Origin of the sequence: Microcoleus sp. Pol12B4 (assembly GCF_036701385.1) — a bacterium.
GTDB lineage: Bacteria > Cyanobacteriota > Cyanobacteriia > Cyanobacteriales > Microcoleaceae > Microcoleus.
On sequence record NZ_JAUBQR010000048.1, the window covers coordinates 1 to 20,568 of the forward strand.

At 45.1% G+C, this 20,568-nt stretch carries 17 protein-coding genes and 1 pseudogene; 5 read left to right on the forward strand and 13 right to left on the reverse strand.

From position 1 onward, the window contains the following. Positions 1-73 precede the first annotated feature (73 nt). Positions 74-952 carry an Npun_R2821/Npun_R2822 family protein gene (locus tag QUA38_RS09320; protein WP_333161098.1) on the forward strand — a complete coding sequence of 293 codons (879 nt, stop codon included), beginning with the start codon at positions 74-76 and terminating at the stop codon, positions 950-952. Positions 953-1,096: 144 nt separating this feature from the next. Further along, positions 1,097-2,119, forward strand: coding sequence for an Npun_R2821/Npun_R2822 family protein (locus QUA38_RS09325; protein ID WP_333161099.1), 1,023 nt, complete (start codon positions 1,097-1,099; stop codon positions 2,117-2,119). Positions 2,120-2,133: 14 nt separating this feature from the next. Here the strand turns inward: QUA38_RS09325 and QUA38_RS09330 are convergent. From QUA38_RS09330 to QUA38_RS09345, 4 genes and pseudogenes are all read right to left on the reverse strand, one after another. Beyond that, positions 2,134-3,084, reverse strand: a pseudogene (locus tag QUA38_RS09330) (NAD-dependent epimerase/dehydratase family protein). Positions 3,085-3,261: 177 nt separating this feature from the next. Then, a complete protein-coding gene (locus QUA38_RS09335; RefSeq protein WP_333161101.1) occupies positions 3,262-3,636 on the reverse strand; it encodes a hypothetical protein in 375 nt (124 codons plus the stop codon). Between the two features lie 113 nt (positions 3,637-3,749). Next, positions 3,750-5,426: an AarF/ABC1/UbiB kinase family protein gene (locus QUA38_RS09340; protein ID WP_333161103.1), complete on the reverse strand. Its 1,677-nt coding sequence runs from the start codon at positions 5,424-5,426 to the stop codon at positions 3,750-3,752. A gap of 424 nt (positions 5,427-5,850) precedes the next feature. After that, complete coding sequence (locus QUA38_RS09345; protein ID WP_333161104.1) at positions 5,851-7,008, reverse strand: DegT/DnrJ/EryC1/StrS family aminotransferase; 1,158 nt, start codon at positions 7,006-7,008, stop codon at positions 5,851-5,853. 127 nt (positions 7,009-7,135) lie between these two features. Here QUA38_RS09345 and QUA38_RS09350 point away from each other — a divergent pair, with 127 nt between their 5' ends. After that, positions 7,136-7,915, forward strand: a complete 780-nt coding sequence (locus tag QUA38_RS09350; RefSeq protein WP_190742169.1) for an ABC transporter permease — start codon at positions 7,136-7,138, stop codon at positions 7,913-7,915. A 162-nt stretch (positions 7,916-8,077) separates the two neighbouring features. Here the strand turns inward: QUA38_RS09350 and QUA38_RS09355 are convergent, their stop codons facing one another. The 6 genes from QUA38_RS09355 to QUA38_RS09380 all read right to left on the reverse strand — a co-directional run bounded on the left by QUA38_RS09355 (position 8,078) and on the right by QUA38_RS09380 (position 16,507). After that, positions 8,078-8,404 (reverse strand): hypothetical protein, encoded by a 327-nt coding sequence (locus QUA38_RS09355; RefSeq protein WP_333161106.1) that lies wholly within the window; start codon positions 8,402-8,404, stop codon positions 8,078-8,080. Positions 8,405-9,279: 875 nt separating this feature from the next. Continuing rightward, on the reverse strand, positions 9,280-11,169 hold the full coding sequence (locus QUA38_RS09360; protein ID WP_333161108.1) for a hypothetical protein: 1,890 nt from the start codon (positions 11,167-11,169) through the stop codon (positions 9,280-9,282). Positions 11,170-11,328: 159 nt separating this feature from the next. Then, positions 11,329-12,003 carry a nitroreductase family protein gene (locus QUA38_RS09365; protein WP_333148856.1) on the reverse strand — a complete coding sequence of 225 codons (675 nt, stop codon included), beginning with the start codon at positions 12,001-12,003 and terminating at the stop codon, positions 11,329-11,331. Positions 12,004-12,154: 151 nt separating this feature from the next. Next, positions 12,155-13,138 carry a GntR family transcriptional regulator gene (locus QUA38_RS09370; RefSeq protein WP_333161111.1) on the reverse strand — a complete coding sequence of 328 codons (984 nt, stop codon included), beginning with the start codon at positions 13,136-13,138 and terminating at the stop codon, positions 12,155-12,157. A gap of 209 nt (positions 13,139-13,347) precedes the next feature. Next, positions 13,348-15,036, reverse strand: coding sequence for an adenylate/guanylate cyclase domain-containing protein (locus QUA38_RS09375; protein WP_333161113.1), 1,689 nt, complete (start codon positions 15,034-15,036; stop codon positions 13,348-13,350). Positions 15,037-15,097: 61 nt separating this feature from the next. Further along, the gene (locus QUA38_RS09380) at positions 15,098-16,507 is read right to left on the reverse strand and encodes an aminopeptidase P family protein (protein WP_333161115.1); all 1,410 of its coding nucleotides are present in this window, start codon (positions 16,505-16,507) and stop codon (positions 15,098-15,100) included. A 396-nt stretch (positions 16,508-16,903) separates the two neighbouring features. Here QUA38_RS09380 and QUA38_RS09385 point away from each other — a divergent pair, with 396 nt between their 5' ends. Continuing rightward, on the forward strand, positions 16,904-17,344 hold the full coding sequence (locus QUA38_RS09385; protein WP_333161117.1) for a DUF4332 domain-containing protein: 441 nt from the start codon (positions 16,904-16,906) through the stop codon (positions 17,342-17,344). A gap of 11 nt (positions 17,345-17,355) precedes the next feature. After that, positions 17,356-17,715, forward strand: coding sequence for a Spx/MgsR family RNA polymerase-binding regulatory protein (locus QUA38_RS09390; RefSeq protein WP_333161119.1), 360 nt, complete (start codon positions 17,356-17,358; stop codon positions 17,713-17,715). Between the two features lie 2 nt (positions 17,716-17,717). On the opposite strand, the gene QUA38_RS09395 is transcribed toward QUA38_RS09390, so the two are convergent. The 3 genes from QUA38_RS09395 to QUA38_RS09405 all read right to left on the reverse strand — a co-directional run bounded on the left by QUA38_RS09395 (position 17,718) and on the right by QUA38_RS09405 (position 20,554). Further along, on the reverse strand, positions 17,718-18,134 hold the full coding sequence (locus QUA38_RS09395; protein WP_333161121.1) for a GNAT family N-acetyltransferase: 417 nt from the start codon (positions 18,132-18,134) through the stop codon (positions 17,718-17,720). A 105-nt stretch (positions 18,135-18,239) separates the two neighbouring features. After that, complete coding sequence (locus QUA38_RS09400) at positions 18,240-18,839, reverse strand: Uma2 family endonuclease (RefSeq protein WP_333161123.1); 600 nt, start codon at positions 18,837-18,839, stop codon at positions 18,240-18,242. Between the two features lie 143 nt (positions 18,840-18,982). After that, positions 18,983-20,554 carry an NAD(P)H-quinone oxidoreductase subunit N gene (locus QUA38_RS09405; RefSeq protein WP_333161125.1) on the reverse strand — a complete coding sequence of 524 codons (1,572 nt, stop codon included), beginning with the start codon at positions 20,552-20,554 and terminating at the stop codon, positions 18,983-18,985. Between the last annotated feature and the right edge of the window lie 14 nt (positions 20,555-20,568).

Sequence of the window (20,568 nt, forward strand, 5' to 3'; positions counted from 1 at the left end):
CGCCAAAGTCTTATACTGAGGTTTCTGCGCCGAATTTGTTAAAAAGGGTATTGAGAAGGTTGAGGATAAATGTATGAGTCGCGGTATTTATATTGTTGCGAATGATAAGGTGATCGAAAGTGCGATCGCCCTTTTAAACACCATACGTCTGTATAATTGTCAAATACCTGTTTTTCTGATTCCCTTCGACGACAATTATCAGCAAGTCGCAGCCGCACTCAGCAGTCTCCACGGGGTGCGATTGTTCCCAAATTTGGAGTTTGTCGAACAGTTTACCAGGGAAATTGGCCAAATGTTCGATCGCAACTTTTTAGCACTGCCTAACAAAATGCGAAAACTCGCCGCCTGGTTTGGCCCGCTTGACGAATTTCTGTACATCGATACCGATATCATTGTCTTTGAAGACATCGCAGACAACTTAAACAAACTATCAGAAGTAGACTTTTTTTGCTGCGACTACCACCACCTCAGCGAAAAACTGCGAAATGTATTTTCACCACTTGTAAAAGAACAGCATATTTTCACAGACTCACAGCTTCAAGATGTCTTCAACAGCGGTTTTTGGGCCTCCAGAAAAGGCACTATTACAGAATCGCAAATGTATGAGATTTTGCGAGAATGTTCGCAGCATCGAGAATATTTTGACTTTACTCAAAATGTCACAGACCAACCTCTACTAAATTATATCATTCTTAAACTAATTCCCAAGCGCTGCAATCTTGTTAAAGATTCAGCCACCGAACCTGGAAGCTGGGCGGGTTCCAAGCATTTTCAGGACATAGATTATGTTCTTTATGACAAAGGCAAAAGGTTAAAATATCTTCACTGGGCTGGAATACCGATTAAATCTGGTAGTCCCTATTGGAAAATTTGGAAACATTATCGTTATTTCAATGAGGAAGAGAAAAAACAAAATTTAGTGCAAAAAATATTTCGCTATTGGCATGGATAAATAATATTGTTTGTAGTCACACGGCGATTGAAATCGCTAGCAACGCGACCATACAAAAGAAGTCCACGCGGAATAAGAAATTAACGGGTTTCCAGCCCGCACCTAGTAACGAGTAGAATTACTTAATCTAAAATCTAAAATCTGATGACAAATGGCATTTATATTCTGGCAAATGATGTTGTTTTTGACCACTTAGTCGCTTTATTGAACAGTCTTGAAGTCAATGGGGCAAAAAATATTCTTGTTTGCATCATTCCCTATGATAATAACTTGAAAAAAGTGCGATCGCACATTTCCCTCCTACACAATGTCACACTGTTTGACAATACCGATTCCATCGATTTTTGGGAAAACTTTGCGGCTCAAGCTTGGACATCTCACCGCAAGGCTCAAAAAGTTTGGCAAGCCAAAGGTTGGCAAGAAGTTCACTGTTTGGGAATGCACCGAAAATTTTGCTGTTTTGACGGCCCTTTTGACCAATTTGTCTATTTTGACTGCGACACTCTGTTGATTGGTTCTCTGGATTATGTCTATCAAAAACTTGATGAGTTTGATTGGGTAGCCAACGATTTTCAATACAAATCTGACCTTAATTATGTATTTGATTTATCATCTCCCAAACTAGCCGAAATTTTCAATATAAGTCAACTACAATCTCATATTTTTTGTGCTGGTTGGTTTGCTTCAAAAAAAGGTATTTTAAATCGAAATAACTCAACCCAACTTTTAGATAAATTAACTTCGGGAGAAGCAGAAATTTTGTCTTTCCGGGGAACTGATCAACCTTTATTTAACTATTTAGTCGCCCGCAGTGGCATCTCTTTTTATAACTTTGCTTATCATCAACCTGCACGGGTAACGGGCAATCATTGGTCGTCTAAATTTGAGGTGATAGATTATGTTCTATATGACAAAGGGCGACGGTTGACTTACTTGCACTACATGAGTATTTCGGCTGCAAAGTTTACTCGCTTGTGTGCTGGCGAAGATGTTGAGATTCCTTACCGAGAGGTTTTCCTGCACTACCGATATTTGAATTCGCCGGAAACACCCCCAAAACTTGCGCCTCCAAATTTGTTGGTTCGCTTGGGGAGAAATCTCAAAACTTGGGGAAGTCAAAAAGTTAACAATTTTCAATTTAAGCTGCGGAATTTTTGGGATAAATAGCATCTAACTGTACTCTAACTGTACAAAGACTGAATCCACTCCCATTCGCGCCTTAAACCTTCTTCTAAAGCAACCTGCGGCTGATAACCTAAGATTTTCTTGGCTTTAGACACATCCGCGCTAGTGTGTCGCGCGTCTCCCCTCGCAGCTTCAGTAAAATCTATCCGAATAGGTCGATCTACTATCCTCTGTATTGTATCAATAACTTCTTTCAAAACCACCCGACTTCCCCCACCAATATTAAAAACTTCCCCCGCAGCTTCTGGAACCTCAGCCGCCGCTAAATTCGCCGCAACGCAATCGCTGATAAACGTAAAATCCCGCGTTTGCAATCCGTCGCCGAAAATTGAAGTGACCTCGTCAAACAAAATCGACTTAAAAAACTTGTGAAAAGCCATATCGGGGCGCTGTCTCGGTCCGTAAACAGTAAAATAGCGCAGCGAAGTAGTCGGAAGACCAAAATCTTTGTAATAAAGCCCGCACAAACGTTCACCGGCTAATTTCGTAATTCCGTAGGGAGAAACCGGCTGCGGACAAGCATTTTCATTCGTGGGAAAAGATTCAGCATTGCCGTAAATTGAAGAAGAAGAGGCATATACAAACTTTTGCAACCTTGGCGCATCTTTTGCCACTCCTAACAATACTTGAGTGCTGTTAATATTCCGTTCTGTATAGCTGCGAAAACCGTCGCCCCAGCTAGCATGAACTCCTGCTTGCGCCGCCTGATGAAATATTACCTTAGCATCGGATAAAAGACCTCGCCAATTTAGAGACAAAATATCGCCTTCCACCAATTCAAACCCCGGATACTTTTCAAATCATGCAATATTCTTGCGCTTGAGAGCCGGGTCGTAATAATCGTTGAACTCATCAATACCGATAACCGTCTCGCCTCGATTTAAAAGAGTTTCTACTAAGTTAGAGTCAATAAATCCCGCCGCACCTGTAACAATTAAAATACTCATTCGATTTTAGATTTTAGATTTTAAGATTTTAAATTTTTACACAAATTATTGTCTAAGTTGTCCTCCTCTTCTTTCTCTTCATCTGCGTTCTCGGCGGTTCCCAAAGCCTCAAATTAGGAGAATCCTAGATAACTATCAACCCCTTTGCTTTTCACTAAAGAGGTTGATAGTTAACTTTCATTGTTCAAAAGAATCTAAATCCAGCGCTTGGGAACCTCCGCGTTCTAACTCGATCAACAGCTTACCTAGCTGAGTCCAAACTAGCCAGCCCGTGAGCAGTGTCAGTGGCAAAGCTAAGGCATAAGAAAGTAGTTTGGGGAAGCCAAAAATCTCCATCCCCGAAGCTAAAAATACACAAATACCACCAGCCATTCCCACAAAAGGTATGACCAATTGCAGCCTTGGCAGGTTAGCCAAGGTGCGAGTAGAACGATTTTTAGACCACTGTTGTACGGATTGTTTGAGAGTTGCTTCAAATGCGACGCCGGAGGCCATACCTGCTAGTAATCCAGCCGACATTAAAAAATAGGGAGGTTCTGGAAAATAATACACAAATAATTCCTTAATTTGGGTAATTGGAAGTTGGGAATGGGGAATGGGGAATGGGGAATGGGGAAGAGTAGAATTATTTTTCTTCCTTCTTCCTTCTTCCTTCTTCCTTCTAATTAAAATCGAGTTAGCGCGGCTGCTCCTGCTGTGGAAAACTCCGTCAAAGCGCCTAGAGCAACGTTGAACAGGCGACTGGGCTGCAAATCTTCCTTGACTAAGTTCCACAGGCTGCGAACTTCTTCGGTGTGGAGTCGATCGTCCTCAATCAAAGCTAATATTAGCTGGCGCCTCAAAAACGACCCTTCATCTGACAGCAAAAATTGCAAGCCTAGTTGGGCGGTGGGGAGCAAGTCGAAACTGCGATCGGATCGGGCGATCGCGATCATGTCCTCTAACCTGTTCCACTGGAATTTGCCATCTTTGAATAATACCTCAATCAGTCGCCGCCGCAGTGCCGGAGATTCTCCGTTCAACAGACGTCGCGCTACATAAGGATACGCCACCTCGACTATCTTGAAATTCGGATTCAGCGTCAGGGCCAAACCTTCTTCTGTCACCAGAGAGCGAATAATTAAGGCAAATTTCGCCGGCACTCGGAAAGGATAATCGTACATCAACTCCGAAAACTGGTCTGTAATCGTTTTGAAGTTAAAATCTGACACCTTTTCGCCGACGATATCACCCAGTACAGATTCTAACGCCGGGACGATCGGCATAATATCTGTATCTGGCGTCAAAAAGCCCAGTTTGACAAAATCCTTTGCTAACTCTAAATAATCTTTGTTGATCAAATGAACGACAGAATCAACCAAAGTTTCTTTAGTTGTTTCTTCCATCTGATCCATCATCCCAAAATCAATGTAAGCCATGCGGCCGTCCGCTAAGGCAAACAGATTTCCCGGATGGGGGTCAGCGTGAAAAAATCCGTGTTCGAGCAACTGTCGCAAACCGCTGCGGACTCCGACTTCAATTAAACTATCGGTATCCAAACCGGCGGCTTTAACACTTTCCATATCTGTCAGCTTGATGCCGTCAATCCATTCGAGAGTCAGAACGCAATTTGAAGTATAACGCCAGTAAATGCTCGGAACTTTTACTGTCGGGTCGTCGGCAAAATTTGTAGCAAATTTCTCGGCGTTCCGGCCTTCATTGATATAATCAATTTCCTCGAACAATTTGATACCGAATTCATCGACGATCAAACAAAGGTCGTGACCGAGATTCAGCGGCAACAAGGGGCCCAACCATCCAGCCGCCCAGCGCATTAAATAAAGATCGAGGCTCAAGACTGGCAGCAAATTCGGTCGCTGAACCTTCACTGCTACTGCTTCCCCGGTGAGGAGGCGAGCTCGGTAGACTTGACCGAGACTTGCCGCGGCGACAGGTTCGGGGGAGATTTCGCTGTAGGTTTCGCTAATTTTGCGCTCAAGTTCTGCTTCAATAATCTCGAAAGCGCGCACCGAGTCAAACGGTGGCAATTGATCCTGAAGTTTGATCAATTCTTCGAGAAAGTCTTTGCGGATCAAATCCGGTCTGGTAGAAAGGGCTTGGCCGACTTTAATGAAAGTGGGGCCCAAGCGAGTGAGTATTTGTCGCAGGTGGGCGGCCCGTTCTGGCTGGTGTGCTGCGACTTCGTGCTGCCAACTGTCCCACAGCATCCCCAGCACGAAGCCCGCAAAAGACCAAATAACGGTAATTGCGCGCCAAATTGCTTTCCAAGGACGGTTGCGGTAATACTGAGCGATCGCTTGTGGATCGTAGCGTCTAGCCTGAGTGAATTGATACTGAGGCACTCGTTTATTTTCCTCTTATCTTATGAAAATTACAGGTTAAATTGAGAATTGGGCATCGGGCATCGGGCATCGGGCATCGGGTATCGGGCATCGGGCATCGGGGATTGGAAGTCGAAAGTTCAAATATTATTTATTCTTCGTTCTTCGTTCTTCCTTCTTCGTTCTTCCCTGTTCCCTCTTCCTTCTTCCTTCTTCATCATTGACCGATCGCATTTCAAGTTTTAGGCGAGCGGAAAATGCACCCGTTCGAGGCGGATTGCTAGCCTAAATTTGTTTCTTTTCATTAAATATAGTACATAAAAGTACAAGTGATCGGTCAAAATACTTAACAGCTCTCCCTGACCGCTGCACATTCTCACACCACTGCAACCCTGCAATTCTTTTCTCCTCCTGCATTTCCCTCGCTGATGCCATCGCGCCAAAGCTACCGGATGCGATCGGCCTTTGCCAAGCAATCTTTCAGCCCATAAATCGTCCGCTCTTGTTGATCCCTCGACAGTTCCGGAAACATCGGCAAAGACAAGACTTCGCGACAAACTTGCTCAGCCTTTGGCAACTGACCTGCTTGATAGCCCAAAGATTTGTAAACAGGTTGCAGGTGCAAAGGTAACGGATAGTAAACCATCGAACCGATGCCGCATTCCTGCAACTGAGCCCGCATCCAATCTCGAAAATTGCCAGAGGAATTTTGCGCGTCTTCTGGACTTGTCAGCCGGATCGTGTATTGATTCCAAACTCCTTTTGCTTCCGGCAATGCTTGGGGCACGACAACTCCGGGCACGCGGGAGAGAAATTCGGTGTAAAGTTCGGCTTTCTCCCGCCGCTGGGCGTTCCAACTGTCGAGATACCGCAATTTAATGCTGAGAATCACCGCTTGCAGGGCATCTAAACGGCTGTTGTAGCCGATTTCTTCGTAGAAATACCTAGAAGACTGTCCGTGTTCTTTGAGCACTCGCATCGAAGCTGCGAGGGCTGGATCGTTTGTCGTCACCGCGCCACCATCACCGCAAGCGCCTAAATTTTTGGTCGGATAAAAACTGAAGCAGCCGACATGGCCAATGCTGCCGACTTTTCGAGACTGCCACTCGGCCCCGACAGATTGGGCGCAATCTTCAATTACGGCTAAATTGTGCCGAGTCGCAATTTCCATCAGCCGAGTCATGTCTACCGGTTGGCCGAAGATGTGGACGGGCATAATTGCCTTGGTTTTGTCGGTAATTGCCGCCTCCAGGAGTTCGACATCCAGATTAAAAGTCTCGCTGTCAATATCGACAAATACTGGAGTTGCACCGACGGCGCTAATTGTCTCAGCCGAAGCAAAAAAGGTAAAAGGAGTGGTAATCACTTCATCGCCGGGGCCAATTTTGAGAGCTCGCAAGGCCAAAATCAGCGCATCCGTGCCGGAGTTACAGCCAACGCACTCGGAAACTCCAGTGTAGTCGGCGAACTCTCGTTCAAAACTCTTCACGGCTGGGCCGCCTACGTAGCCGCCAGAGGCAAGCACTTTTTGCACCGCAGCGGTTATCTCGTCGCCAATCTGCGCGTATTGGCGGGTTAAGTCGAGGGGGGGAACATTATTCACTCTTCACACCATAAATTTCAACCATTATCAAAGCAAATTCTTGCAGCAAAACTGTTTCTCAGAAACCTTTATTGCAATATCTTATATTTGGACAGGCAAACAATCACATTATCGAAAGGGTGGGCCGGTGTTAATTCTGCTAGATTTTACAGATTTGGGTTGGGCTTTGGGGATGGTGGCGATCGCGATCGGGCTTTCGGCGTGGCAGGGATTGGGATTGGAGGGGGCGATCGCGATCGCGGCGGGGCGCACCCTGATCCAGCTAATCTTAGTCGGGTACGTGCTCGCAGTCGTATTTGACCCCGAGGGGAAAAATCCTTGGCTGGTTTTAGCAGTTTTAGCAATCATGCTGACAACAGCTAGCATGGTTGCCAGCAACCGCATCAGCAAAAAAATCAAGAACTTACTGCCCTTAGTTTGGGGTTCAATTTTTATCAGTACGGCCTTGACTCTCGCCTATACAAACTTGCTCATTTTGCAGCCTGACCCTTGGTACGAACCGCAATACCTGATTCCTTTAGCGGGTATGATTTTGGGCAATGCCATGAACTCCGGGGCGATCGCGGGCGAAAGACTTGTGAGTACAGTTAATAGCAGCCAGTTAGAAATAGAAACCCATTTAAGTTTAGGTTCGACGCCGCAGCAAGCAGTAAAGCAGTACCGCAAAGATGCGATCAAAGCTGGATTAATCCCGCTCTTAAATACAATGACGGTGGTAGGAATCGTGACTTTACCCGGAATGATGACCGGTCAAATGCTGAGCGGTGTCAGTCCTCTCGATGCAGCATCTTACCAGATTTTGATTATGTTTGTGTTAGCACTGGCAACTGTAATCGCAACTCTGCTGTTGACTGAGGGATTGTCCCGGAAGTTTTTCAATCAAGATGCACAATTGATCAAATGGTAATGGTTAATTGGTGATTGTAGATGTAAATTGATTCTGATTACCGTAGGGGCGGGTTAACCAATATCTCCCATACAAATGATAAATATTCTAAACCCGCCCCGCCCGTGACTTTATCGACCACAAGATCCGGTCTGGGCAGGTTTAGGGAATATCGGGCTGATCTTACTCAGCAGATCCAATGATTGGAATTAATCGTTCCTCGATTTCATCAATATAGGCTGTTAAGCCTGTATGAACACCTTTTTTTCGTAGAAGTTCCAGAGGCGTGTCTTCCCAGTACTGTTGTTCGCGTTCCATCTTGCCACCTGTTAGCTTTTCGACAACCACTTTAGGATTTCTAATGCGAGCGGGTTCTTTCCATGAGTGAAATCGCAGTTTGTGTGACTTCTCGCAAGGATTAAACGTCAATTCGGTCGTTATGTCTTGAAGAATTTGTTTTTCCTCTTGATTAGATGGAATAAACCCATTCAAAACCCAAGCTTCCCGCATTCGATCCGCTGTACCAATAATAATTGCTAATTTAGGTTGTCGATCGATGTGTTCTGAACAGGCTCGATCGTGTTCTGAACAGGCTTGCTCAATACCTTTTCTTCGTTAAAAGGTGTTCGGTTATCCCCCAGTAAATCCCTGAAAACCGATTTGACACAAGTCCTTCGTTGCGTTAGTATGATATCAGGAGTATCGTGAACCAAAAATTTTTGCTTCTGATATCCAAAAGTCTCTCATCAGAGGAGAGGGACTTCGTTGCGGAAGCTGGTAGAATGGCGCAGATGGCTACACCGATTGTCTACGTGGCAACCAAGCCACGGAAAAGGTCGAAAAGGGTGCCTCCAGCAGACGGGGGCGAAGGAGGGAAAAGCAATGAATGAACTCATAGGTGAAATTAACCGCGTTCTACAAATCCGTAGAAGGTTAGGTGTACTAGGTTCAGCCCTCGCCATTTGCTACTTGGTCTTCGTCAACAAGTCTCCTTTATTCTTAAAACTGAATAACTTATAGGTCTTCGGCGTTGCTGAATGCAGGTATGAAAGGATTGCTCGAACCCCGGAGACTGACTCTAAATCTTGAGCAATCATACCCATATTCCGCAACGCAGTAACTGTCAGCTTGATTATCTAAATCTCGAATAAAAAAAGGATCGTGAATTAAATAATTTGCATAAGCCTGTGGGATGGGCGTCTCGCCCGTCTATAAGCCACGGGCGAGACGCCCATCCCACAAGAACAATCAAAATTGCAGGTTATTTAATTCTCATTCCTAAGTTGTTAGCGCGCATTTAATTGTAACAATCATGTTTCTTGAAACAATGAGTGGGGCATTGCTCCTAGCCCGCCCCAAAAACTAAAATTAAATGCCGTAACAGCTTACTTCGGTTCGTGACTCCCAATCCGCTTGCCTTCGCCATCGTACACCTGCATCGGGATTTTGGCGTTTTCTGCGATCGCCTCCAAAGCTTTTTGCAATGTTTGAACGTGCTTTTCTACAGCTTGGCGAGTCTTCACAGCATTGTTGTTGTTCGCTTGGATGAAGGTTTGTTGCAGTTTCTGCACGTAACCTGGAGTCATCTGCACCGCAATCAAATCTTTGCTAACAGTATAATCGCAAATCTTGGGATTGCCTTTGCAAGTTCTATCTAAATCGGTGCGGGCTTTTTGCAGGTTCCTTTCTTCCTGCAACTTTACTTCTGCTTGCTGCAATGAATTTTTGTAGGAAGCGATCAGCGGTTGGGCTTTCTGAGAATAGGCAGTTGCCGCCGGCACTTGCTCCGCGTAGCTCAAAGCTCTTCGCCAGGATTCTGATGCTTTAAACCAGGCGTTTTTGCCCTCAAAAATTTGAGCTTCCGCTGCTAAAGTCACAGCTTGAGTATACGCATTTTCCGAAATTCCTTCGACATTTTTGCGCTCGCGAGCTTCGGAAAGTTTGGTTTCGTATTTGGGAACTAACAGTTTAGCTTGTTGGTAAGATGTCGTACTCGTGGGAATTCCTGATAGGATGTCGAGGGATTCTTCCCAACCTGATTGCACTTGAGCCCAAGTCTCTGCTGTCTGAGCTACGGCTTCGCGAGCTTCTGCTATTTGGGCTGTACTTTTGGCGGCGAGCAGGGTTTTTTCGGCTTGTTTCTCTGTGCTTAACTGGCGATTTCCAGTTGCTAAATTTTTCCCGTATTCTTTTGTCTTTCTCTGGGCAAACGGATAAACTGGGCTGTCTGGGGGGATTTCTCCTAGTTCGGCGATCGCACTTTGCCACAGAGCTTGCGCTTCCTGCCCGTTCTCGGCAGAATAAGGCGGATTTTGGGTTTTCTGGGCTGCTGACTGTGCGAGGCGCGCTGCATCGATCGCAGAGTTTAAATTCTGATTTTGCTTCCGGTAGTTTTCCAGGGCGCTTTGAGCTTCACCGCGATGAATTGACCAAGAGGGAATCGGTTCCAAAAGGGCGATCGCCTGTTTTAACTGTCGCTGCGCTTCTTGGGGGCCGTTGGCAACTTTTGACGTTTTCAGCGTCTTTGTCGAATTCTCGCTCAACTGTTTGGCATTAGCTAATGCAGTACATTCTCCGATGACGCAGGGGCGGCTCAGCATATAATAGCCGCCGGCCAAAACTAGCGCGGCGACACTGATGATTCCTGCAGCAGCCAGCATCGCAAACGGTGAATGCTTGGGTTTTTGGGCAACTGTTACCGCTTCCATATCCAGCGGATTGAAGGGATTGTCTGCAATATCTGTCGGTATGGCAGCTACTTTAAAGGCGATCGGATCGGAATTGCTGGAACTCTCAGACAAATTCGGGAAATATTCTTCATCCCACGCATCTTCCCCATCCGTTTCTAACGGTATCTCCTCCTCTACATCCGGCGTCTGAGCCACATTTTCTGTTAAGACTATCCCGGTTTCTGCTGCGGGGGTATTCTCTGTTTTTTTGAACAACTGCACTGTTTTTGGCCTTGATAAAACAGGGTTGTGCATGGTAAAAGAATGGAAAGCATAAGGCTGTTTTTGCCCGGTAATTTTTAGGCAAAGTCCAATCTGTTGAATAGATTCTGGTTCTATTTCGAGAATTGCTGCTTCTAGCACCGCAAAAGTCGGTTTGGCTTTGAGAACTAAACTGCGCGGGTGTTCTCCCACAACAGTTAATGATTCATCTCGAAAATCACAACTAATATAAAGCGGTAAGTTTTTAAATCCGGCTGCTTGCAAGTGTTGCTGCAATTGTAGTTCAAGAATTTGGGCGTTGCTTTGTCGCGTTGCTACTGTCATATTTTCTCCTCTGTCTAAACTCACCACTTTCGATTTTAGATTTTGAATTTTAGATTTTAGATTGCAGAACTGTTGGGAATTTTGATTGGTTTGAACTTTGGCATCGATTCATTCCAAGCCTTAACTCTTAAAACTCAAGTTGCAACAAAATCTTAACTCTCAAATCTCAGCTTGCAAAGCCTGCCCATAACTTTCACTGTAATAAACTTGAGTAACCTCAAAACGTCCGCCATATTGTTTGAAAGGTTCTGCTGCATAACCAAGTGGCAGCAAACAGCAAACATCTACTTCTTCGGGAATTTGAAAGGCTTCTTTCACCTTAGCGCTGACAAAACCTTCCATCGGACAACTGTCTACCCCAAAACTTTTAGCTGCAATCATTAAGTGGGCTACTGCGAGCATTGTATGTCTGTTTGTCCAAGCTTCTAGGGAGTCGAAGCAGGGACGGTTCTCGAACAATTGCGGGATTGCTTGTCGCATATAACCGGCTAAATTGTCATTCATTGCCCCTGTGGCTTTGCCCAATTCGATGACAGCTTCGGTGTTTTTGGACCCAGCGGCGCGTCGATCGCCACAACAGATTAATACTACTGGGGCTTCTACCACTTGGCGCTGATCGAAGGCGCAAGCTTTTAATTTTTGTTTGCTGGCTGGGTCTTGAAGTACGATAAACCGCCAAGGCTGCAAATTGTAACCAGAGGGCGATCGCACTCCCAACCGCAAAATCTCTGCTAATATTGCTGGGGGAATCGGATCTGGTTTGAAGCTTCGGGCGGCGCGGCGACTTTCGATCGCCGTTTTAACATTAATTGAAGGTTGGATTTCAATTGTCATAGATAATTGGTAATTGGTAATCGGTAGTTGGGCATTGGGCATTGGCCAAACAGGGCATTGGGATTGGGGCATTGGGCATTGGGATTGGTAACTTAAAAAAGTTGAATTGTTTTTCTTCCTTCTTCCCTCTTCCTTCTTCCTTCTTCCTTCGTCATCCCAAGCCCAACTCGCGCTTGAGCAAATTAATCGACTTAGATCCGATGTAATTTTCGGAGCATATCAGTTGCGGGGGACGAATAATATCTTCTCTAGCCGCATTGATGGCAGCTTTTACTGTAGCAAAACTCGGTTGGTCGCAAAAAATTGTTCTGGCCGATCGCACGATCGAGTTAATCTTGTACTCGTCTGACACCAAGGCCGTCATCACCAACAAATCCTCTCCCCGGATGCTGTGGATGATGACTTCGGTCGATCGCAGCATTCCCGGACTCAGGCTAACGAGACCCAAATAACTGTCTTTGGGCAAACCCCCAACTAGCTGGATTTCCTGGCTGTAGTCGTAGATGTCTACGGGAATAACTCGCACAGAACGCGGTGCCGAAATCGATTCTGCTTCTCCGATAAAATATCGGCTGGTGATCACAGTTCCCGAAGAGATTTGATCCAAAAAATTACCTAGCTGTTCCATCGGCACTAACTGTATGGGAATACGGAGAGCTTGTTCGAGTTCTTTCGCCATCAGCTCACCCACACCGATGTCTTCTGTGGGGGCTGTGACGACCACGCGGGCGCTGCACCTGAGCCGCCAGTCAATTTCTGCCAAAAATAATTCCCTCGCTTGGTTGAGCGTACAGCCTTGTCCCAGCAGTTGATCGATACTTCCTTGCACTATTTTGTTGGCAAGGGGATATTCTTCGAGGATTGGAGATTTGAGTTTGTTGCCGTGTTCGTTGCCTTGAGCGCGGACGTAAATGCCCGATCCTGCTTGCGCTTCTACGAGTCCGGTATTTTCGAGCTGTCGGTATACTTTGCTGATGGTGTTGCGGTGCAAACCTGTCTGCATGGCTAGCTGTCTGGTGCTGGGCAAGCGGTGTCCGGGCGGAAATTGTCGCGAGGCGATCGCAAACCTGATTTGATTGAATAGTTGGGTAGATGCTGGAATATCGCTATCTGTTTGAATATGAAATTGAACCATTATTAAAGGCTCCGACGACTTCAACTTAGTATTTTTATAACGTCGAGTACCGCGCCTAGGATTGCTCCGATATCTCTGTCTATAGCATAATCTTATTTGGTTGATCTGCAGCAGCCGTTCTGCCACAGGGCGATCGCGCTGAAGAGGCGATTAATCGCAGCCTCCGGAGTTTCCCTCAACAATCAGGTACTTTCCCGTCTTAGTTTTATTTACTCTGAGATTTTGAGCTCGCTTGCTATTTTTCTACCCGTCAGCAAATAAGTCTGCATTTCCCCTTTACCTTTAATCTCGATCTCGCCACGATCTTCAAATTCATATTTATCCTGGAGCAACTCATAAGTATAGTGGCTGACTTGAATGCGACCTGTTATGCCGTGAGATTCCATGCGGCTGGCTGTATTCACCGCATTTCCCCACAAATCGTAAATGAATTTTTTAGTGCCGATTACCCCCGCTACCACCGGCCCGCTATTAATCCCGATGCGGAGGTCAAATTTCGCGTCTAGCTTCACATTTAATTCCTTAATTGCTGCTAGCATATCCAGCGCCATTTCGGCGATCGCCTCTGCGTGGTCTGGACGTTCAATGGGAATACCGGCTGCTACCATGTAAGCATCCCCGATCGTCTTGATTTTTTCTAAGCCGTGCTTCTCACTCAGTTGGTCAAAAGCTGAGAAAATTTCATTCAGTAAGTATACTAATTTAGTGGCGGACATGGTAGTAGAAATTTGGGTAAAATTCACCAAGTCAGCAAAAAGAATTGTTGCTTTTTCAAACTTGTCTGCTATTACCCCCGGTTTAGACTTCAATCTGTGGGCGATCGGTTCGGGCAAAATATTTAGCAGTAAACTTTCAGTTTTTTTCTGTTCTTTCCTGAGTGCAGATTCCATCTGCCTGCGCTTAGTTATATCATGAAAAAACACAGAAATGCCGTCGTGAGAAGGAAAAACCCGGACTTCTAACCACACTTTTAAGGGACGATAATATTTTTCAAAAGCCACTCCAATTTGTTTGGCTACAGCTTCATGATACTCTTTATAAAAATCAGAATTCACGAATTCGGGAAACTCTTCCCAAAAATTTTTACCATAAAGTTCTTCCTGCGATCGCTTCAAAAATTGCGATCCTTTGTAATTGACGTAAGTAAATCGCCACTGGGTGTCGAAAGCAAAAAAAGCATCGCTCATTCCTTCTAAAAAATTGACAATTTGCTCGTCTGTAGAACGGAGTTTTTCTTCTACCTGTTTGTTCTTAATCTGTGCGCGCTTTAATTTAGTTAGATTGATCCGCAACTCCATTTGGCTAATAATTTGCCGTCCTAAAGTCCGCAGCGCTTCTAGCTGTTGTGGGGTGAGATGACGAGGAACTGTATCTATCGCGCACAAAGTGCCGATCGGATAACCGTCAGGAGTTACTAGCGGGGCTCCAGCATAAAACCGAATATTTGGATCGGAAGTTACTAGCGGATTGCCGACAAAGCGATTGTCATCTAGAGCATTGGGTACAACTAACAATTCGTTGGGATTTAAAATAGCGTGGGCGCAAAAAGCTAACTCTCTCGGAGTTTCTGGCGCTTCCAGACCGACTTTGGATTTAAACCACTGTCGGTTAGAATCTATTAAGCTTACTAAAGCAATCGGAGTGCCACAAATATAAGATGCTAAAGCTGTTAGATCATCAAAAGCTGCTTCGGCCTCTGTGTCGAGAATGTTGTAGCGGTGAAGTGCTTCTAGCCTCTCTTCTTCGTTGCTGGGCAAAGGTGCAGCTTCTTGCATCGGAGGCCGTGAGGATATAGGTTTACGAACAATGCGTGGAAGTATTAGTGCTGCGAGTTTTCTGACTTGCGAGAGCAATTTTTTAACTAATATCAAAAGACTTGTTTGCCAACCTTTATTCATCTTTAATTATTTTTTTTCACCCCTGATGGAACTGCGTATGTGCGATCGAGCTCGGCTCTACTTACGTATTTACCGCAACTAACTCCTCAATCTCCGGAGCTTTTGTGGGCAATTTCCCTGTCAATACTTCTCTACCCTCATCGATGACAAGTATATCATCTTCTATGCGTATCCCCCGCACATCAGCAAATTTTTCCAACTCCTCCCACTTAACAAATTTTTTATATTTGGCACGATTTCCAGAGTTATTCAAAATTGCCGGAACTTGATAAAATCCCGGTTCGATCGATACCAGCATTCCAGGATGCAAAACTCGATTCAGTCGTAAAAATCCCAAACCAAACCGACTGCTTCTCGTTCTTCCGGCTTCATAGCCAGCCAAATCTCCTAAATCTTCCATATCGTGAACATCCAAACCGATTAAATGTCCGATACCGTGTACAAAAAATAGCGCGTGAGCATCCATTTCTACCAAATCTTCAACATTGCCCTGCAAGATACCCAAATCTACTAATCCTTCCGCCATAACTCGAGCAGCTAACAGATGAATGTCTTGATATTCCACCCCCGGACTAACTTTATCAATACAAGCATCGTGTGCTGCCAAAACTACATCATAAATCGCTCTTTGAGTCGGAGAAAACTTGCCAGAAACCGGCCAAGTGCGAGTCACATCAGCCGCCCATCCCATTGATGTTTCCGCACCGACATCTGCTAACAGCAAATCTCCTGTTTGTAGGGGATTGTGATAATGTTCGCTGTGCAGCACTTCTCCATGCACAGTCACGATACTAGGATAGGCATAGGTCATATTTTTGGAGATGATGACACTTTCCATTGCAGCGCGCACCCCTGCTTCAATTTGAGCATTTCGAGTGGCCGCCATTCCCGCTTTGTGAGCTTCTACGGTGACAGCCGCAGCTTGACGCAATTCGGCCAAACTGGCTGCATCGTGGCTCAGGCGCAGAGATACGATCGCCTGAGTTAATTCTAGGTCGATTCCGGTTGGCGAGTTGGGCGGTGCCAGAGGGCGATCGAGAATTTGAGACTGTTGCAACTGAGTCCAAGAATCCTGAACGGCGATCGTTGCTGCATTTGTCGTTAGCGGAGCCCTCGAAGAGGATCGGGCTTTCAATTCGGCCATTGGGAAAGCAGCATCAGCCCCAATTATTTCGGCAATTTCTGCTCTTTTCGGCATTTCTCCGTGCCAAAGAGTGCTGCTAGCAGGTGCGTCATCTAAAAACAATTCTAATTTCCCCGATTCTAAGCGAATCGCAGCATTTTCTAAGGACAAACCAGCAAAATATAGAAAGTGACTGCTGGCACGAAAGGGATAAGTAAGTGCCGGATAATTGCGAGGAATGCTGCGGCCAGACCAGAGAATTACCGGAAAATTAATTAAAGTCGCCAATTTTTGCCGCCGTTGGTGTAGAATATTAGTTAACAAATCATAATCTTGTGTAATTGTCATGGGTAAAAACCTATAATTTTGAGTTGGGTTTACAGTCAGCCACAAGTTTTTGCATTCTCAGCATTAAAGAAATAAAATTCTGACTGCCAAGTTGGCAGACTTTTTTGAGAAAACTCTCATCTTTATCTAATTTTTTGCTAGCATTTATAGGCTGTCTTTTTTATAGTCTTGGTTGTCATCGCCGGGATGATTGGGTTAAGCAGTAAGCCTGAGCAACAGACAGGAAAAATAGGCGAAAAGTGCTACTTTGCAGGCAATTAGCAGAAATGTCACAACATCCGCAATTAGTCAAATTCCTTGGTCGGGTTTTTGTTGATTGGGTGAGGTGAGCGATCGCCTCTATTGACTGTTTGATATTTTAGACTTTAAAGTATAAGTAAAGTTCACTGAAAAAACATGAAAATTTCTCACAAAGCTCCTCAAACTTCAACGCAAGTACGCGATTGGCCGCTCGCACACTTACCAGGATTGAGCAAGGAAAACCAATCTCAACTGGAAGAGTGCAGCATCACCACAACCGGACAACTAATTCGCAGGACGAAAACGCAGGCGGCGAAAGTGTTGCTAGCCAATCAATTACAGATTAACATTCAATATGTTAATAAATGGGTAGCGATGGCAAATTTGGCTCGAATTCCAAGTGTAGGGTGTCAGTATTGCGGGCTGTTACTTCACGCCGGGGTTGCTTCGCCGGCTCAATTGGCTCAAATGCCCGTGGAGAGATTACACCAACAAGTTTTAAGGCTGCACGTAGCGACAATGCAGCGCAATGACTTGACTCCTTCAGTCGATCGCGTACAAAAATGGGTTCAACAAGCTAAATTAGTCATTAGTTAGTAGTCATTATTATGTCAATTCAAGTTTACGGAATTCCGAACTGCGGAACCTGCAAAAAAGCTTCCCAGTGGCTCAAAAATAGCGATGTTAATTACGAGTTCATTAACACCAAAGAACAGCCGCCCACTCGCGAAACAATCCAAAGCTGGGTAGCTGCTTTGGGTTTTCAACCCATGCGAAATACTTCCGGTCAATCTTACCGCGCTTTGGGCGATGACAAGAAAAATTGGACTAGCGAACAGTGGGTGGAGGCTTTTGCAAAGGATGCGATGCTGCTGAAACGTCCTCTTTTCGTTAAAGATGGAACGGCTGTTTTAGTAGGTTTCAAAGAAGATGTAATTCGAGAAAAATTGGGGCTTTCAAAAAGCTGAGTTCAGCCTGTTGTTCGCCGCATAAACTTCATTTCGCCTACATCATCTGTGAAACCCCAACGCTCGTAAAACGGCATCATGTTCGGCAAACAATTAAGAGCGAAACTCTCCACGGCTTGCAGTTCGCGATGATTTAACACTGCATCCATCAACACCTTACCCAATCCACATTTTCTGTGTGTCGGCTTGACAATCACATCAAAAATCATGGCTCTGTAGACAAAATCGGTAATGACTCGGGTAAAGCCAATTAGTCGATCGCACTCATCGACCAAACCAATAGTAACATCAGTAGAAGCCAGCATTTTCAGAACATCCTCCCGCCTCCGCTTGTCGCTCCAAAACTCGTTTTTATACAAATCCATCAAGTCGGAAACCTGGTTTTCGGTAAAAGTTTCGACAATTCGGTAGTTATTCATATCTTCCCTCATAAAAATTAGAAGACTAAAGTCCTCACCACCAACCAAATTATTATTGTTTTACTGTTACCAAGCTAGACATTGCATCACCCCATAGCATGAATTTTACTGCTGCACTTCTGTTTCCGAGCTTTCAAATACAACCAGCTCATAAATATCCAGCATCGACATTTGCACTTCCACTGAAGCGAAGGAAACTATTGCTGATTCTCCCTCATATTCCCGAAATAACCATTCATTTGATTCTGTTTTAATATATTGTGCGACTAAAAACTCAGATTGATTAACTAACACATATTCACGGAATTCAGGGATCGATCTATAAAACCGAAACTTATCCTCCCGATCGAAATCCTTGGTAGACTTAGAAAGCACTTCCACAATCAGCGCAGGATTGAGTATTTCATCTTTCCGTCCCTCTGTGCAAACTAATTCTCCTTCAACTACCATGACATCTGGATAAGTCCCGCGTCGATACCGAGGAATCGACAACCGCAAATCGCTCATAAATGGTCTGGCATTCTTTCCCCGCAAACTATATTTTAAGAACGCATAAATATTACCGATTATCTGACTGTGATTAATACTACCGCCCGTAATTTGTACAATTTCTCCATCGCGGTATTCATTTTTAAACTCAGCAGTTTCCTCTAACTTCCGGTACTCATCTGGAGTATAAAACTTTTCCTTACTTTGTACTAACATTGTTGCCTCTGTACTAACTTTTATCTGCGTTAATCTGCATACATCTGCGGTTAAAAATCATAATTAACAGTATATCACACCAAAAAAGAAACGCCCAACTGCAAAGAGTCAGGCGTTTTCCACTATTTCAAGACCAGGAAAAATTACTCCCGGCGAGAGACCAAATTCGACTCAATTTTCGCACCCACAACAGGTTGCACATGACTCAATGCCGACTGCAACATGGGAGTTTTGGTGATAGCATCATTAGCCAAATTAAACAAAGGATTAGACAAAATTCCCGCCAATGTTGTTGCCACCAAGGTGAGTACAACGCTGACTTGCAAAGGCCGCATTCCCTGAAGGTTCCAGCGAACTTCTGGATAATTTTTAACCGCATCTGACATTTCTTGAGGTTCTTTTACTACCATCATCTTGACAACGCGGATGTAGTAGTAAATCGAAACTACGCTGGTAATTAATCCCAGAATAACTAAGCCGTAAAGTCCTGCTTGCCAGCCAGCCCAGAACAGATAGATTTTGCCGAAAAATCCAGCCAGGGGCGGAATTCCACCGAGAGAAAGCAGGCAAATACTTAAGGCTAAAGTTAACAGCGGGTCTTTTTGGTACAAACCCGAGTATTCGCTAATTTGGTCGGTTCCAGTCCGCAGCGAGAACAGGATGATGCAGGCGAAAGCACCCAAGTTCATAAACAGGTAAACCAACAGATAAAATATCATGCTGGAGTAACCGGCTTCTGTTCCTGCAATCAAACCCAGCATCACAAAACCGGCTTGGGCGATCGACGAATAAGCCAAAAGCCGCTTCATGCTAGTTTGGGCGAGGGCAACCACATTTCCCAACACCATGCTGAGAATGGCTAAGGCCGTGAACACGAACTGCCACTGTTCGATAAGTGCGGGAAAAGCAGTTGTTAACAAGCGGATTGCTAGGGCAAAACCTGCTGCTTTGGAACCGACAGAAAGAAAGGCAACAACGGGTGTAGGAGAACCTTCGTAAACGTCAGGGGTCCATTGGTGGAAGGGAACTGCAGAGATTTTGAAGGCGATTCCGGCGATCGCAAAAACCAAAGCAATCACCAAACCGAGAGATTGACCTTCATTCACAGTAGAAAGGTTAGCCGCGATCGCACTCAGCTTAGTTTCGCCGCCAGACAAGCCGTACAGCAGCGACAGCCCGTAGAGAAACACCGCCGAAGAAGACGACCCAATTAACAAATATTTCAAAGCAGCTTCATTGGAACGCGGGTCGCGTTTTGTGTAACCCGTCAGTAAATAAGACGAGATACTCAGAGTTTCCAACGAAATAAAAATCATCACCAATTCATCAGCGCCGCTGAGGAACATTCCCCCCAAAGTAGCGGTTAGCAAAATGCCGATAAATTCCGCTAAAGCAGTACCCGTTTGCAGTACATAGCGGACGGATATCAAAATAGTGACAGCCGTACTCAAAGCGATAATTCCGCGAAACACTAAACTCAAGGCATCGCTGTTAAAACCGCCTAGAAACGAGATGGTATCAACGTTATCCCACTGCAAACACAAGGCAGCGACGGCGGCCAACAAACCCGCAACGGCAACGTAGGGAGTCCAACCCGAGGAACTGCGGCCTACGATTAAATCGCCGACGAGAACCACCAAGAGGGTGATGATGACAATTCCCTCTGGCAAGATAGTTCCAGCATTTAGCTGGGCAGCAAGAGTAGCAAAATCCATATTTTCAGGCAGGT